This is a genomic window from Kordiimonas lipolytica, from assembly GCF_001550065.1.
Genome location: NZ_LRUB01000011.1, coordinates 263,463 through 279,555, shown reverse-complemented (window position 1 = coordinate 279,555; position 16,093 = coordinate 263,463). Strand labels below are relative to the sequence as shown.

General features: G+C 55.4%; 11 protein-coding genes. 2 read left to right on the top strand and 9 right to left on the bottom strand.

Annotated features, from left to right (window positions below; translation table 11 throughout):
- Positions 1 to 21: 21 nt before the first annotated feature.
- From der to panB, 4 genes are all read right to left on the bottom strand, one after another.
- Complete coding sequence (gene der, locus KORM41_RS05815) at positions 22 to 1,473, bottom strand: ribosome biogenesis GTPase Der (protein ID WP_068145924.1); 1,452 nt, start codon at positions 1,471 to 1,473, stop codon at positions 22 to 24.
- Positions 1,474 to 1,503: 30 nt separating this feature from the next.
- On the bottom strand, positions 1,504 to 2,850 hold the full coding sequence (locus KORM41_RS05810) for an outer membrane protein assembly factor BamB family protein (RefSeq protein WP_068145921.1): 1,347 nt from the start codon (positions 2,848 to 2,850) through the stop codon (positions 1,504 to 1,506).
- Positions 2,847 to 3,596 carry a tetratricopeptide repeat protein gene (locus KORM41_RS05805; protein WP_068145918.1) on the bottom strand — a complete coding sequence of 250 codons (750 nt, stop codon included), beginning with the start codon at positions 3,594 to 3,596 and terminating at the stop codon, positions 2,847 to 2,849. Before KORM41_RS05805 ends, KORM41_RS05810 begins: the two co-directional genes overlap by 4 nt.
- Positions 3,597 to 3,807: 211 nt before the next feature.
- Positions 3,808 to 4,659 (bottom strand): 3-methyl-2-oxobutanoate hydroxymethyltransferase, encoded by an 852-nt coding sequence (gene panB, locus KORM41_RS05800; protein WP_068145915.1) that lies wholly within the window; start codon positions 4,657 to 4,659, stop codon positions 3,808 to 3,810.
- A 235-nt stretch (positions 4,660 to 4,894) separates the two neighbouring features.
- On the opposite strand from panB, the gene KORM41_RS05795 reads away from it, so the two are divergent.
- Positions 4,895 to 5,929, top strand: coding sequence for an acyltransferase family protein (locus KORM41_RS05795; protein ID WP_068145910.1), 1,035 nt, complete (start codon positions 4,895 to 4,897; stop codon positions 5,927 to 5,929).
- A gap of 106 nt (positions 5,930 to 6,035) precedes the next feature.
- Here KORM41_RS05795 and guaA read toward each other — a convergent pair whose 3' ends face one another.
- Both guaA and aspS read right to left on the bottom strand, forming a co-directional pair.
- Positions 6,036 to 7,583: a glutamine-hydrolyzing GMP synthase gene (gene guaA, locus KORM41_RS05790; RefSeq protein WP_068145908.1), complete on the bottom strand. Its 1,548-nt coding sequence runs from the start codon at positions 7,581 to 7,583 to the stop codon at positions 6,036 to 6,038.
- A gap of 93 nt (positions 7,584 to 7,676) precedes the next feature.
- Positions 7,677 to 9,461, bottom strand: coding sequence for an aspartate--tRNA ligase (gene aspS / locus KORM41_RS05785; protein WP_068145903.1), 1,785 nt, complete (start codon positions 9,459 to 9,461; stop codon positions 7,677 to 7,679).
- Positions 9,462 to 9,633: 172 nt separating this feature from the next.
- Here aspS and rnd point away from each other — a divergent pair, with 172 nt between their 5' ends.
- Complete coding sequence (gene rnd / locus KORM41_RS05780) at positions 9,634 to 10,797, top strand: ribonuclease D (RefSeq protein ID WP_068146135.1); 1,164 nt, start codon at positions 9,634 to 9,636, stop codon at positions 10,795 to 10,797.
- A gap of 52 nt (positions 10,798 to 10,849) precedes the next feature.
- On the opposite strand, the gene KORM41_RS05775 is transcribed toward rnd, so the two are convergent.
- The 3 genes from KORM41_RS05775 to KORM41_RS05765 all read right to left on the bottom strand — a co-directional run bounded on the left by KORM41_RS05775 (position 10,850) and on the right by KORM41_RS05765 (position 16,032).
- On the bottom strand, positions 10,850 to 12,208 hold the full coding sequence (locus KORM41_RS05775; RefSeq protein ID WP_068145900.1) for a glutamine synthetase family protein: 1,359 nt from the start codon (positions 12,206 to 12,208) through the stop codon (positions 10,850 to 10,852).
- An 87-nt stretch (positions 12,209 to 12,295) separates the two neighbouring features.
- Positions 12,296 to 13,804 (bottom strand): Ppx/GppA family phosphatase, encoded by a 1,509-nt coding sequence (locus tag KORM41_RS05770; RefSeq protein ID WP_068145897.1) that lies wholly within the window; start codon positions 13,802 to 13,804, stop codon positions 12,296 to 12,298.
- Positions 13,805 to 13,809: 5 nt separating this feature from the next.
- Positions 13,810 to 16,032, bottom strand: coding sequence for an RNA degradosome polyphosphate kinase (locus KORM41_RS05765; RefSeq protein ID WP_068145895.1), 2,223 nt, complete (start codon positions 16,030 to 16,032; stop codon positions 13,810 to 13,812).
- Between the last annotated feature and the right edge of the window lie 61 nt (positions 16,033 to 16,093).

The following is a 16,093-nucleotide window of genomic DNA, read 5'->3' as shown; positions in this document are numbered from 1 at the left end:
GATTGGCTATGGCAAAGCGCCCTACTGGCGCTTCCGCCGACGCCCCTCGTATGGGTTGGCACCCTTTTTCATGATGATCCTGATCGGCGTCCCAGGCAAATTGAAGTCGCGACGCAATTCATTTTCCAGATACCGCTTATAACTATCCGGCAAATCGTCAGGACGATTGCAGAACATCAGGAAGGTTGGTGGGCGTGTCTTGATCTGCGCGCCGTAGCGGATTTTGATGCGGCGGCCTGCGACAGATGGTGCGGGATGTTTTTCAAGCGTGTCAGCCAGCCACTGGTTGAAAGCGGACGTTGGTACACGTGCATTCCAAACCTCGTAGGCTTCCTCAACAGCAGGCATCAAGTGCTGAATCCCCTTGCCGGTAAGAGCCGAGAATTTCACCACTTTCACGCCCTTGAGCTGCGGCAGGCTGCGGGTCAATGCATCCATCAGCTGGCGTTGGGAACCCAGCCGGTCGTCAACCGCGTCCCATTTATTGAGGGCAATAACAAGAGCCCTACCCTCATTCACTACGCGCTCTGCAATTTTCAGGTCTTGTTTTTCAATGCCTTGTTCGGCATCCAAGAGCAGCACGACAACTTCAGCGAACTGTACGGCCCTTAGAGTGTCGCCAACCGAGAGCTTTTCGAGCTTCTCGGTGATGCGTGCGCGCCTCCTGAGGCCAGCCGTATCGAAAAGCTTAACAGGCATGCCTTCCCATTCCCAGTCAACGGCAATGGAATCGCGCGTCAGGCCGGCTTCGGGGCCGGTAATCAGACGGTCTTCACCGACAAGCTCATTGATCAGCGTGGACTTGCCTGCGTTCGGTCGCCCAACAATCGCAAGCCTCAGCGGACGCTCTTCCTCGCTTTCCGCCTCGCGGTCGACGAATTCATACTCCAGGTCGCCTTCGGAAGGGCCAAGGTCGACATCATGAGCTTCCTGCGCGTGGTCTGCGTCTGCCTCATCCTCATAAGGATCAATGCCAACCTCCTTGAGGCTGTCAACAATGGCGCGATACAATTCCGCAAGCCCTTCGCCGTGTTCCGCAGACAGGCCAATCGGTTCGCCAAGGCCCAAGGTGTAGGCCTCATAGATACCGTCAACAACAGCGTTGCCTTCGCACTTGTTTGCAACAAGAATTACAGGCTTGTCACCGCGTCGAAGCCACTGGGCAAAATGCTCATCCATTGGAGTAACGCCCGCGCGGGCATCATATAGCATCAGCGCGATGTCGGCTTCCTTGAGCGCGCGTTCGGTCTGGCGGCGCATCCGGTCAGACAACGATCCTGGTTCACCTTCTTCAAGCCCGGCCGTGTCAAACACTGTGAACTCAAGATCAGCAATGGAGCCTTGCGCTTCGCGGCGGTCGCGCGTAACGCCCGGCGTATCGTCAACGATAGCAATCTTCTTGCCAACCAATCGGTTGAACAGCGTCGATTTGCCCACGTTGGGGCGTCCAACAACGGCAATTGTGAAGGTCATGGTCTTTTAACTTCTGTTAGAAGTGGCCTATCAACGATAGGCCACCAGTTCGCCAGCGTCTGTCAGCACAATAAAGGTACCGTCCACAACGATTGGCGGTGTTGAGGACCCGGCGGGCAGCTTGATGCCGCTCAGGACTTCGCCAGTATATGGCGACACGCTCATGGCATAGCCGTGCGAACTTGTCACCAACAATCGGTCGCCAGCGAGCACAGGGCCATTCCATTTGATCAAATCGCGACGTTTTTCCTGGTCCTGGAAGCGCTGCATCTGGGTAACCCAACGGATACGACCATCCCCGAGGGCAACACAGATTACCTGCCCGTCAATCGTGACAAGGAAGCCGAAGTTACCTGCAATAATGGGCATGTTGACGCCCGCCACATCCGCTTCCCAGGAACGTTCACCGGTCCGCATGTCAATGGCTACCATACTACCGGCATGACTGAGCGCATATACCTTGCCGCGGTCGATCACCGGGTTGCCGTCGATATCGGCAAGCGTTGCCAGCGGCGTAAGACGACGAGAGGAAGACAGGGCATCCTGCCACAAAATCCTTCCGTTCCCGCCCCTGAGTGCGATCAGCTCTCCCGAAGACAGCGCCATTACAACCGTCGCGCCATCAAAGGCGGGAGAGGCAGAGCCAAGCATACCGGCGCTTTCCGCAATACCAACCTGGTCCCAAACAAGACTGCCGTCATCAGCGTCCAGTGCCAGCATCTGGTTATCATGTGTCACAGCATATACGCGGCCACCCCCTGCGGTCGGTGCGCCGCGAAACGGTACCAAGCCGCTATAGCGCCAAAGTTCACGGCCATTGGATGCGTCAAGCGCCACAACAATGCCGTGACCCGATGTCACATACAGCGCGCCACCTGCGTAGGCAACGCCGCCACCAAAACCGACTTTGCTGCGCTCTTCGTCGGTACCAATCTCTGTTTTCCAAAGTGTCCGTCCGTCCGATAGTGAAACAGCGGTAACATCGCCTTTAACGTCGACGGCGAAAACTTTACCGTCGGCAGCAACCGGGCCGGTCACCATACGGCGGTACTTCTCGTTACCGGGGCCGATATCACGGCGCCATGCCAATGAAAGGCTGTCACCCAATGAAACATGTTGCGGCGTGTGGCTTGGGTTACCGCCTTCAACAGCCCAGTTGCTGTTGGCATAGGGTCGAGGCAGTACGACGGGCAGTCCACTAATCGCAGAATCAGCATCCAGGGTTTGGGTCGACGTAAGAATGGCAATACGCTCCCTACCCTCGTCATCATACTTTTGTTTGGGTTTCTCGCTCTTGAACCAGCTGCAAGCAGACAAAGCGAAAGCTGTGGTCAGGATCAGGCCTGACTTGATAATTACACGCGCCGGTGTGCTCACTGGCTATCTCCCTCGCTGGCTGTGTTTTCTGCCTCTTCTGCCTCTGGTGCAGTCTCTGTATCGGCTGAGGTTGCAGCAGCTGCAAACTGCTGGGCCTCGATGAATGTACGGAACTGGCTAGCTCTGGCCTGAATGGTGCGTGGCGTCTCTGCGTCATCTGCGAGGAGAGTGAATTTAACCAGCGCGCTGTCATTGTCACCCTGCTGCAGGTCAATGAGTGCCAACTGTTCCTGGGCAGAGAAATACCATGCCCTGCCTTTTACAGCGATGGTCGCCAGCTTGCCGCGTGCGGCGTCCAGATCATTCTGGCCAATCATCAACATAGCAGACTTCAACGTCGCAAGTTCACGAAGTGCAGCAGAGCCTGTATCGCTGGCTGCCAGTGCATCATATGTGGCAATAGCGCCTGAAGCGTCGCCACCATCAACGAGCGCTGCGGCCTGGCGCAGTTGCGCAAGAGCTACATAGCCGCCGCCAAGTTTCGGCATTGCTTCGCGCCAGATTGCAACCGCATCGGCACCTTCAACCTCGGAAGCTTCCATCGCAGCCTGGAAAGCTTCAGAATGCTGACTCTCAATGGAGGAAACCCGCCAATTATAGATTTCGCGGCCGGCAACAACCAATACAATGCCAACGGCTGCGCCGATAACATATTTACCGTAGTTCTTCCAAAGAAGGTTCATTCGCTCACGACGGACTTCGTCGTCAACTTCCTGTGCGATCAGATCGGAATTAATGTCCGACACGCCAAACTCCCCAGACAAGGCCATCCAACAACTCGGGACAGCTCGGTTTAATCCATTTTTTGGGCAAGGCCCGATAATTGGCCGCTACCATAGCCAAAGCGCCCCATGGACGCAAACCAAGAAACGCCCTTGATGGCCTCAAAGACGCTTCTTCGCTAATGAACAGCGGATTGTGGTTATTTTTCGGCAGATAGCTGCTGGTTTCACCCGGTCAGCTGTTCGCGCCGCGCATCTTGTAGGTATGTTCTTCGCCCGGGAAGGTGCGGTTGCGCACTTCATCGGCGTATTCAGCGATTGCCCCTTCGATATCCCGTCCAATTTCCGCGAATCGCTTCACAAACTTTGGATTGATGGCAAAGAGCCCCAACATGTCTTCCGTCACCAAAATCTGGCCATCGCAGGCATTGGATGCCCCGATGCCGATCACTGGAACAGAAACCTCTTCCGTTACCTTACGTGCAAGCGGCTCTGCCACGCCTTCAAGAACCACAGCGAAAGCGCCTGCCTCCGCGATGGCCTTGGCATCCTCGATAATAGGGCCCCATTCATCAACGCTACGTCCGCGGGCACCATAGCCGCCATGTGCATGCACAGACTGCGGCATCAAGCCAACGTGGCCAAGCACCGGGATGCCACGACGAGACAGGAATCGAACGGTTTCTGACATTTCAACGCCGCCCTCCAGCTTGACTGCCCCTGCCCCGGTTTCTGACAGAACGCGGGCCGCATTCCGAAAAGCCAGTTCTTTCGATTCCTCATAGGATCCGAATGGCATGTCGATCACCACCAGCGCCTGTTTGGCGCCGCGGCACACGGCGCGACCATGACGGATCATCATCTCAAGGTCCACGCCAAGCGTACTATCTAGGCCGTAAAGCACCATGCCCACGCTGTCGCCAACCAGCAGCAAATCGCAGTGCTGATCAAGCCGAGCCGCCATTGGCGTAATATAGGCTGTCAGGCATACAATTGGCGTGTCGCCTTTGCGCGCGGCGATATTCTTCGCGGTCTGCTGGCGCTTTGGGCGCGCGTCGACAGTGACTTCTTTACTGGTGGTCGACATGGATGCCTCCTGTTCGGTGCCAATGTTTGGAGCTATATCTAGTGCTCACACGCCCAGAAACCAACCCATAAATTGAGAAACACGCTTTCTTCCCGCCGGTCTGGCAGGTACCTAAATTCAGAATCAGAGAATTTTGAGGGTATGCCCGCGCCCCGGTTCCTGTCATAAAGTTCATTCTGGCCGCCTAAACGATTAGCAAGTTCAGCCTGTTCATTAATTCCGGATCAAACAGGAAATGCAGTATCTGCTCCGCTTCATATTGGCTTCCTATGTGGTCCTTTTCCACACTGGGAGCTACTATTTTCCGAACGCTGGTCCTTTTGCTGTATTCGGTTTTTATACCCTTTCGGGCTATCTGATCACCAAGGTCCTGAACGAACGCTATTACGCGAAATCCAGTCCGATGCGAGATTTTTTCGTGAACCGCTTCTGGCGTCTTTATCCCACCTATTTCGTGGCAGCTGGCCTTGGAGCTGTTCTCGCGTGGCTGGCAGCTGATCAAGCGGCCTACTGGAATAATGTGATCCGATTGCCCGACCCTGAAACCGAAATGGGGTGGGTCCTTACGAATATTTCTATTATGGGGCTGCACTTGGGCATCCCTGTATCCAGTCCCATCCGATTTGCACCACCAGCCTGGAGCACAGCCATCGAGATATATTTTTATATCTTCTTGTTCTTTGTTGGGGCCCGGTCCGAACAAATAACCATCAAGTGGCTCAAACTATCGATTCTGACGTGTCTGGTGTGTGGTGCATATCTTCTGGGTATAGCAAACCCGTCGTTGTCACCTGGTGATCTAATATACAACAGCGTATTCGGTGTTTCCCTGTGTTTCGCCCTCGGCGCAGCCACATATTTTCTAGGGAAACGACGGAAAACGACGCCGTCAAAAATCTGGGGAGATTTTGCATTTCTATGCTGCGTGACCCTCCCGATTGTTCCCTGGCGCTCAGTCTTAACGTCCGAAACCCTCTTGATGTTCCTTCATTACAGCGAAAGCATCAGTGTTGCTGTATTTCTCTATTCTGTCGCAGACACCCAGCTTGGCCGCTGGAGCACATGGCTAGGCGACATATCCTACCCCCTCTTTCTAGTTCACTGGCAAGTTGCGATCCTGCTGACGGCAACCGGCTTGTCTCTCATAAAAAGCGATGTCGGGAGCATGCTAATTATATATATCGCAGCGGTACTTGTTTCCGCCAGCATGGTATACCTGATCGAACAGCCCCTAAAGGCCGTCAGAAAGCGGATACGGGAAAGAAATTAGTCTTGTGCTGAAACGCAATCATTTTCATGGCCAGCGGCGCTCATTGCCTTAAAAGAAATGACCTACCGGGGGCACCCGATAGGTCATAAAATTATTGGCCTAAGCCCTATTCCCACTCAATGGTTCCCGGAGGCTTCGATGTCACATCATAGACCACTCGGTTGATGCCGCGCACTTCGTTAATGATCCGCGTCGCCACACGGCCAAGGAATTCATGCGGGAACGGGTAATAGTCCGCCGTCATGCCGTCCGTCGAGTTCACTGCGCGGATTGCACAGACATGGTCGTAAGTGCGCGCGTCGCCCATAACGCCAACGGTCTTGACCGGCAGAAGCACGGCAAATGCCTGCCAGATGCTGTCATAGAGGCCAGCATTGCGAATTTCCTCAAGATAGATCGCATCGGCTTTCCGCAGGATATCCGCCTTTTCACGGGTAATCTCACCCGGAATACGGATCGCGAGGCCTGGCCCTGGGAATGGATGGCGCCCAACAAAGTCTTCGTGCAGGCCGAGCTCGCGGCCTAGCGCCCGAACTTCGTCCTTAAAGAGCTCACGGAGGGGCTCAACCAGCCCCATGTTCATGCGCTCTGGCAGGCCACCAACATTATGGTGCGATTTGATGGTCACAGATGGGCCACCGATGAAGGAAACGGACTCGATCACGTCAGGATACAGTGTGCCCTGCGCCAGGAAGTCTGCCCCGCCAACTGCCTTGGCCTCTTCCTCGAACACGTCAATAAAGAGCTTGCCGATGGTTTTGCGCTTCACTTCCGGATCGGTCACGCCAGCCAGCGCACCCAGGAACAAGTCACTTGCATCGCGGTGCACCAGGTTGATGTTATAGTGCTCGCGGAACAGGCTCACCACCTGCTCGCTCTCGCCCTGACGCATCAGGCCATGGTCCACATAAACACATGTCAGCTGGTCGCCAATGGCTTCATGGATCAGGACAGCAACAACAGAGCTGTCTACGCCGCCGGACAGGCCACAGATGACCCGCTTGTCGCCCACCTGCTCGCGGATTTCCTTGATCTTGGTCTCGCGGAAGCTGGCCATTGTCCAGTCGCCCTTGCAGCCACAAATCTTGGTGACAAAGTTGCCAAGGAGCTGGGCGCCGTGCGGTGTGTGCACCACTTCAGGGTGGAACTGAACCGCATAGAAACGCTTGTCTTCGTTTGCGATGGCGGCAAATGGTGCGCCCTCGGACGTTGCGACAACCTTAAAGCCTTCCGGCAAGCGGTCTACATGATCGCCGTGGCTCATCCAAACCTGCTCGCGGTCGCCCACGTTCCAGACACCTTCGAACAACGCGCAGCTCTCCTTAACGTCCACGAACGCACGGCCGAACTCCTGATGGTCTGAAGTGGTCACGTTGCCGCCCATCTGAGAAACCATCGTTTGCTGGCCATAACAGATGCCCAGAACCGGAATACCCATGGTGAACACGCGCTCAGGCGCCCGCGGCGTATCGGCGTGGGTCACGCTGGCCGGTCCGCCCGACAGGATAACGCCCGCGGCACCAAAAGTGTCCAGCACTTCGTCGGCTTTGTTGAAGGGAACGATTTCACAGTAAACACCCGCCTCACGCACGCGCCGTGCGATCAGTTGGGTGACCTGTGAACCGAAATCAATGATCAGAATGTTTTCATTCATCAACCGGTCTCGCTTTTATCGGTCATATCTAACCAATGGCATCAACATTGGCACTAGTCAAAATGGGGCCTCGAGGGCCCCATCTTTCAAATCTTATTCGCCGTCTTTCTTAGGCGGCTCGACGCACCGAATGTGCAGTTCTCGAAGCTGTTTCGCATGAACCGTGCTTGGCGCGCCCATCATCAGGTCTTCAGCTTTCTGGTTCATCGGGAACAGAATAACCTCGCGAATGTTGGGCTCATCAGCCAGCAGCATCACCATGCGGTCAACGCCTGGCGCCAGACCACCGTGTGGAGGCGCGCCGTATTTAAACGCATTCAGCATGCCGCCGAACTCTTCCTCAACCGTTGCTTCATCATAACCCGCGATGCCAAACGCCTTGATCATGATGTCAGGACGGTGGTTCCGGATAGCGCCCGAAGAAAGCTCGATGCCGTTACAGACGATGTCATACTGGTACGCAAGAATCTCAAGCGGATCTTTTGCCTCAAGCGCTTCCATTCCGCCTTGAGGCATGGAGAATGGGTTGTGCGAGAAATCGATCTTCTTGTTCTCTTCGTCATACTCGAACATCGGATAGTCGACGATCCAGCAGAATTTGAACTCGTCACTTGGGATCAGTTCAAGGTCTTCACCAACCTTCGTCCGTGCAACACCCGCAAGCTTGGCAGCACCGGCTTCCTTGTCACATGCGAAAAAGACGCCGTCGTTGTCGCCCAGTCCAAGCTGATCGATAAGCTGCTGTGTGCGTTCCTCACCAAGGTTCTTGGCGATCGGACCGCCTGGCACACCTTCCTTGATGTTGATGTAACCAAGGCCTGCGAAACCTTCACGCTTCGCCCAGTCATTGGTGCTGTCGAAGAACTTGCGTGATTTCAGGCCCGCCCCTGGTGCTGGGATGGCGCGCACAACACAGCCACTGTCGACCATCTTGGCGAAAATACCAAAGCCGCTGTCGCGGAAAATTTCTGTGACATCCTGGATTTCGATCGGGTTCCGAAGGTCCGGCTTGTCGTTACCATATTTCAGCATCGATTCCGCGTACGGGATGCGCGGGAATGGCGCTTCAGTGATCTTCTTGTCCGAGAACTTCTTGAACACATTCACAAGCACTGGCTCAATGGCATTGAACACGTCGTCTTGCGTGACGAAGCTCATCTCGATATCGAGCTGGTAGAACTCGCCCGGGCTACGGTCAGCGCGCGCATCTTCGTCACGGAAGCAAGGCGCGATCTGGAAATAGCGGTCAAAGCCCGACACCATGATCAACTGCTTGAACTGTTGTGGCGCCTGAGGCAGCGCATAAAACTTGCCCGGATGCTGGCGTGCCGGCACCAGGAAGTCACGAGCACCTTCTGGGCTTGATGCCGTCAGGATCGGTGTCTGGAACTCTTTGAAGCCCTGACCCGTCATCTGGTTCCTTAGTTCGGAAATCACGTCGGAACGCAGGATGATGTTGTTGTGGATGCGCTCACGGCGCAGGTCCAGGAAGCGGTACTTCAGTCGAATGTCTTCTGGATACTCTGTATCCCCAAATACTGGCATCGGCAGGTCGCCGGCAGCAGAAAGCACTTCCATCTCATCAACATAAATCTCGACCTCACCTGTTGGCAGGTCCTTGTTTACAGTATCTTCGGTCCGGGCTTTCACGCGGCCATCGATGCGGATTACGCTTTCCGCACGCACGGCTTCGGCATCAGCAAAACATTTGCTGTCCACATCGAACACACATTGCGTCAGGCCGTAATTGTCGCGCAGGTCAATAAACAGAAGACCGCCGTGGTCCCGTTTACGGTGTACCCAGCCAGACAGGCGGACGGTTTCGCCGACGTTTGCGTGGCGAAGCTCGTTACAAGTATGTGAGCGATATGCGTGCATGGTTTCCTACGTTCTTTTTAGCCTCGAAGTACGATTTATACGTACAAATTTGGCCCGGAAAAGCGCATGAATGAAAGCGAATGTCAAGACCGTGTTCGAAGGATTGCAGAGAAAGGGTGACGATTGGCCTCTGGTTGTGTATTAGATGCGCCAAACAGAAACGGAATTTTACATGCAACCAATTACCACTACCGACGAACTTGCCAGTCTTTGCGAACGCCTCGCAGCCGCTGAGTTTGTCACCGTAGATACCGAGTTCCTTCGCGATAATACATATTATCCCAAGCTTTGCCTTGTCCAGCTTGCAGATGACGATGGCGCCTTCGCTGTTGACCCACTGGCGGAAGGAATTGACCTGCAGCCGCTCATGGACCTGCTGGCCAATGAGAGTGTCCTAAAGGTCATGCACGCCTGTCGTCAGGATATGGAAATCTTCCATCAGATGATGGATGGAGCACTCCCTGCCCCAATCTTCGACACGCAGGTCGCCGCCATGGTGTGCGGCTTCGGCGATTCGGTCGGCTATGAGACGCTTGTGACCAAAATCACCAAGGCGCAGCTTGATAAATCGGCGCGTTATACGGACTGGTCCAAACGGCCCCTGACAGACACGCAGCTGCACTACGCCCTTGGCGATGTGACCTACCTCCGGGATATCTACCGCACGCTTAAAGCAGAGCTCGAGCGCGAGAACCGGGTTTCCTGGGTGGATGAAGAAACTGCCATGCTGCGCGAGCCTGAGCTTTACTTCGTTGACCCGCAAGAAGCCTGGAAGCGCCTTAAGGTGCGTACCAACAAGCCGCGTTTCCTTGGTATTCTCAAGGCGCTGGCCGAATGGCGGGAACTGCAGGCACAGGAACGCGACCTGCCGCGCAACCGTGTCGCGAAGGATGAGACCCTTTTTGAGATCGCGGCCCACCCGCCGAAGGATGTAGCGGGCCTTGACCGCATTCGCAGTATACCGAAGGGCTTCAGCCGGTCACGGGCTGGAAAATCATTGATGGAAGCGCTTGAAAAAGGGCTCAACATACCGGAAAGCGAACTGCCACAGATCGAACGTGCCAAGCCACGCCCGGCTACGCCACCAATGGCGGACCTCCTGAAAGTGCTTTTGAAGATCAAATGTCAGGAAGCCAAGGTTGCCGCTCGCATGGTTGCCAACAGTGCGGACCTTGAAAACTGGGCGGCTGTGCCGACCACGGACATCAAGGCAATGCATGGCTGGCGCTATGAAATTTTCGGTAGGGATGCCGAAAAACTGATGCGCGGCGACCTGGCTTTGACCGCCCACAAAGGCGATATCGAGGTTGTTGAGCTCGAATCCGAGAAAGACTGATCCAGGAACACCTAAGCGGGAGGGCCGGTGCCCTCCCCTTTGATTTCTCGTTCTAAGTGGCCCGCCAGTACCAGTCGAGATCCCGTTCGCTGACTTCTGAATGGAAGCTTTCCTCTTCGAAGCGTCGACATTTCAGGAAATAGTCATGGTAGCGCGCCCCGAGATAGCGCGGCAATATTTGGCCAGCTTCAAAACGGTCCAGCGCCTGTGGCCAACGTGACGGCAGCGTCGCCTTCTCTTCGCCAAGAACGGTTTCTTCCTCCACCATCGGCCCGGGCTTCACCTTCGCGTCGATTCCGTGGTGGATGCCTGCAACAATGGCGGCGGCAACAAGGTACGGGTTAGCGTCCGCGCCTGATACCCGATGCTCCACCCGCATGTTGGCAGCGTCAGCGAGCGGAATACGAAGCGAGACACCCCGGTGGTTCGGCCCCCAGGTAGGCGTCAGCGGCACATAGCTACCCTTCTGAAAGCGGCGGTAACTGTTCGCATTGGGGGCAAAGATGGCCATGCTCTCTGCCATTGTAGCCTGAAGGCCACCCACAGCATGCTCAAACACATCTGACCAGTTGTTGCCGCCCTTACGGCCGAACACGTTATTCCCGTCCCTATCCAGCAAACTGATATGGGCATGCATGCCCGAGCCCGCACAATCGGCATAGGGCTTGGCCATAAAGGTTGCCACCATGCCGTGCTTGCGCGCCACTCCCTTGATAGCACGTTTGAGCAGCATCGCCTGGTCGCAGGCCTTAACGATGTTGGCCACATGGGTCAGGTTTACTTCAAACTGGCCCGGGCCGTATTCTGACAGCACGCCTTCCGCCGGCAGGTTTTGTTCAGCGCATACGGCATACAGCTCTCTCAGGAAGTCATCGAAATCATATAGATCCTCGAACCCTGTCGCCTGTGCGCCGGTCAGTGGGGTCCAACCATTAGGCGTTTTGGCTGGCCTGAGTGGCAGGTTTGGTTCTGTCAGGTAAAACTCAAGTTCCAAGGCCACAACGGGCGTCAGTCCCATGTTCGCCAGCGGCTCCAGCGCATTCACCAGGGCTGCACGCGGGTCGGCGGCGAACAGGCTGCCGTCTTTTTCGTGCTGGCTCAAAAGTACCTGTGCGGTCGGGCGTGGCGCCCACGGCACAAAGGAAAAGGTGCCCGGCACTGGCTTGCAGATGCGGTCTGGATCACCATCCTGCGGGCCCTCGACAACCGTATCGACCAGCTGGCCCTTACTGTCCATAAGGGCAGAAGATGTCGGCAATGGGATACCTGTTGTATACAGTTTCTTGAGCGCGTCGATGGGCAGCTGTTTACCCCGCACCATCCCCACCATATCGGGCATCATGCAGTCGATCACTTCAATGTCCGGGTGGGCTGACAGGCAGGCCAGGACGTCTTCAGGTAAATTTTCCATTGTCGCTTACTCGATTTTTACGTTCCCGAAAACGTGATCACATTCTTGATGGGAGCGCAACTGAATTCGGATACGAACAGCTCGAAGTTAGCTCAAGTCTTTAGGGAATTCGATGACGGCCCGGCGGCCCATAAGCTGCCCAAGCTGGGTCAGGCGTTTCAGAACAACTTCGTTGGCAATATCCTTGTAGGTTTTCGGTACGCCCAGATAGACCTTGGTTTTCGACACCCTAAGCCTGCTGTGTAGAAGCGGGTCTGCTGTGCCGCCCGACAGCCGCTGAGCGAGCCGCAGTGCAGCCCCCATCATTCGGGCCTCAAGGATTTCGTTGATCTTCAGCAGCGGCAGAATATGCGCTACATGACCGAGGTCGACTGACGCACCATAAGCCTGGTTCATGGCCACTGCCAGATAGGCCCGGTCCCTGTGCGACACCCCAATAAAATGACCGTGCAGCACCGATTCTACTGCCTTCTCGGCTCGGAAGTCCGGGTGCCCGCGCCAGGCGATGTCGCTCAGAAGGCAGATCGCACGATGCAATTTCTCCCTGAGCGCAGGGTCCGGCACCTTGTGCCAGAACAGCGGGCGGGTCCAATCATAAAGGAGGCCGCTATGTTCTGCGAACCGGGAGCGTTCAGCCGCCAAAACATGGCAGGTAAACAGGAACGGATCCATACCCCGCTCGTCTTCACGTATCAGGTCATAGATGAGGCCTTCCCTGATCCCATAAGTCGAAACAACGGCAAGCTTGGCCCGCATGATGGCCATCACTTCCATCATGATGATGGCCGCCGTTGGCATAACCGCGCGTCGGCGGCTGGTCAGCATCGTTGCAAAGGGTATGTCATCCGGCAACAGGCGGCTGATCCGCTTGCAATAATTGGTGAACTCAGACCGCGTGTTCCGGTATCCCTGCAAAATCGGCAATGGGTTGGATTTTTCGCGCATCATAAGTTTCGCGATGTTCCGCCATGCACCGCCAACAAGATAGAGGTTCTGGCCTCGGCATTCAGATAGCCAGGGAATGTCTTCGAACAGTCCCTGCAAGTATTTCCGGATTTTGCGCCGATTATCCCCGAACATGCTTTGCAGCCGCAATGGGCCGATCGGCAGGCTGATGGTCTCGAACACTTGCCCGTCTTCAATGCGCGCCAGCTCCAGCGAACCGCCGCCAAGGTCACCCATGATACCGGTTGCGTGCGGTTCGGCGGAAATAACACCGTGTGCGGCCAGCCTGGCTTCTTCAAGGCCGTCAATGGTCTCTATCTCGATGCCGCATTCCTTGCGCACCCGGTTGATAAACGCCTTGCGGTTTCTTGCGTCCCGCACAGCAGCCGTTGCCAGCACTTCGATGCGTTTAACCTGCATCTGTTCGCACAGGGCCCTAAACCGTTTCAGGGTCGACACCGCGCTATCCATGGCATCCTTGCCCATTTTGCCTGTGGTGCCGATCTCAGCACCCAGGCCGCACATGACCTTCTCGTTGAAGATGACATCCGGGACCCGCTTAAGGCCCGAAAACACCACCAACCGGACAGAGTTGGAGCCAATGTCAATTACTGCGATATAGTCATCGGCCCGGGCCGCCGCTTCAAACATATGGGTCAGTCCTCGATACTGTAATCAATCACAGGCGTGATCTTCTTGTCACCGCCCAGTGCCTTGCCTCTCCCGGACAGGGACGAGTTGGTCATGAAATAGTGGTGGGCGATAAATTCCTTTTCTCCTTCACGGGGCTGGTTGCGCGTGAAAGAGCCATCCGGTGCCATGGACCAGGACTGTGTATTATCCTTGAAGTTGGACGCCATCACCTGCCCCATGATCTGGTCGTGAACCGTGGGGTTCTCGATTGGCACAAGGCTCTCGACGCGGCGGTCGAAGTTCCGGGGCATCCAGTCTGCACTGGAAATGTAAACCTTTGCTTGGCGAGATGGCAGGCCATGGCCATTCCCGAAACAGCTGATCCGTGCGTGTTCAAGGAACCGCCCAACGATCGAGCGAACCCGAATATTTTCGCTTAGCCCCGGAATACCAGGACGCAGCGTACAGATGCCGCGCACGACAAGATCAACCTGCACGCCGTTCATCGACGCCTCATAAAGTTTGTCGATGATCTTAGGGTCCAGAAGTGAATTCAGCTTAACCCACACGGCGCCCGGTCCACCGTTGCGGGCAATCTCAATCTCATTGTCGATCAACTTGATCAGATGATCACGCATCATGAAGGGCGACATGACCAGCTTTTCCATACCCTCCGGCTCAACATAACCGGTGAGATAGTTGAACATCTTGTTCGTGTCGCGGGCTAGAGCGGGATCAGCCGTGAAGAACGACAGGTCCGTATAGAAGCGCGCGGTAACAGGATGGTAGTTTCCTGTACCAAAGTGCATATAGCTCTTGAGTTTGCCACCTTCTCGGCGCACGGCCATAGAAACCTTGGCGTGGGTCTTCAGATCGATAAAGCCGAACACAACATGCACGCCTGCCCGTTCAAGGTCACGCGCCCATTTGATGTTCTGCTCTTCGTCAAACCGGGCCTTCAATTCCACAACCGCAGTCACAGACTTGCCAGCCTCAGCCGCTTCAACCAGCGCCTTGATGATCTGGGACTGCGACCCTGCGCGGTAGAGAGTCTGCTTGATCGCGACAACATCTGGGTCCCGCGCCGCCTGCAAGAGGAAATGGTGCACAACTTCAAAAGATTCATATGGGTGATGAACCACAAAGTCTTTCGTTGCAATAGCCTTGAAAATATCGCCGCCAAAATCGCGCACCCGTTCCGGATAGCGTGGATTGTAAGGCACAAACTTTAGGTCGGGAAAATCATCAACAATCAGTTCACCCGTTTCATCAATCCCCAGGATACCGTCAACGATAACGACCGTTTCCTCATCTGCATCCAGCCGACTGATCACCAGGTTCCTGAGTGATTCCGGCATCGCGCTGTCCATCTTCAGCCGGATCACCTTACCCCTGCGCCTGCGCTTGAGGGCGCTTTCGAATACGCGAACGAGGTCTTCGGCCTCTTCTTCAATCTCGATATCGCTGTCGCGGATGATCCGGAACACGCCGCAACCATCCACCCGGTATCCCGGAAACAGCTGATCCAGGAACAGTTCAAGCATGCGCTCAAGCGCGATGAAGCGTACTTCCCCACTTGCATCATTTGGCAGACGGACAAAGCGCTCCACATGATGTGGCACCGGCAGAAGCGCCACCATTTCCTTGTTGTCGCGTTTGCGGACAAGTGACAGCGCCATGGTAAAGCCCAGGTTCTGGATGAAAGGAAACGGATGCGCCGGGTCCACGGCGATTGGTGTGAGAACCGGCATCACGTTTTCAAGGAAATAGCCCTCGATCCAGGTCCGCTCCTCTTCAGAAACCTCGTCCTTTTCCAGCACGATGATTCTATTCTTGCGCAACTCGCTGTTAAGGCTGGCCCAAACCTCCTGTTGTTTTGCCATAAGGGTCTCGGCCAGGTCATTCACCTGCTGCAGTTGCTGTAACGGTGACTTCTGGTCATCCGACATCACATCCAGCTTCATGTCGCACTGGCCCCTGAGCCCAGCAACACGCACCATATAGAATTCGTCGAGGTTGTTCCCGGATATCGAAAGAAACCGCAGGCGTTCAAGAAGCGGATGGCGCAGGTTTTCGGCTTCCTCAAGCACACGCATGTTGAACTGAAGCCAGCTAAGCTCTCTGTTCAGGTACTTTTCACTGCCCGGCAAGCTTTTGATATGGCTCAAAATATCGTCGCGCGAAGGCAGAGCCTTAGCTGCGGCATTGCCTGTTTGCCCTGTTGCTTTCTGGTCTCCGTCAGCCATGCTGTCGTACGCTCCTACCCGGATACTGTTAAAAGGCCCCGGTAGCCCATGAATGTTACAA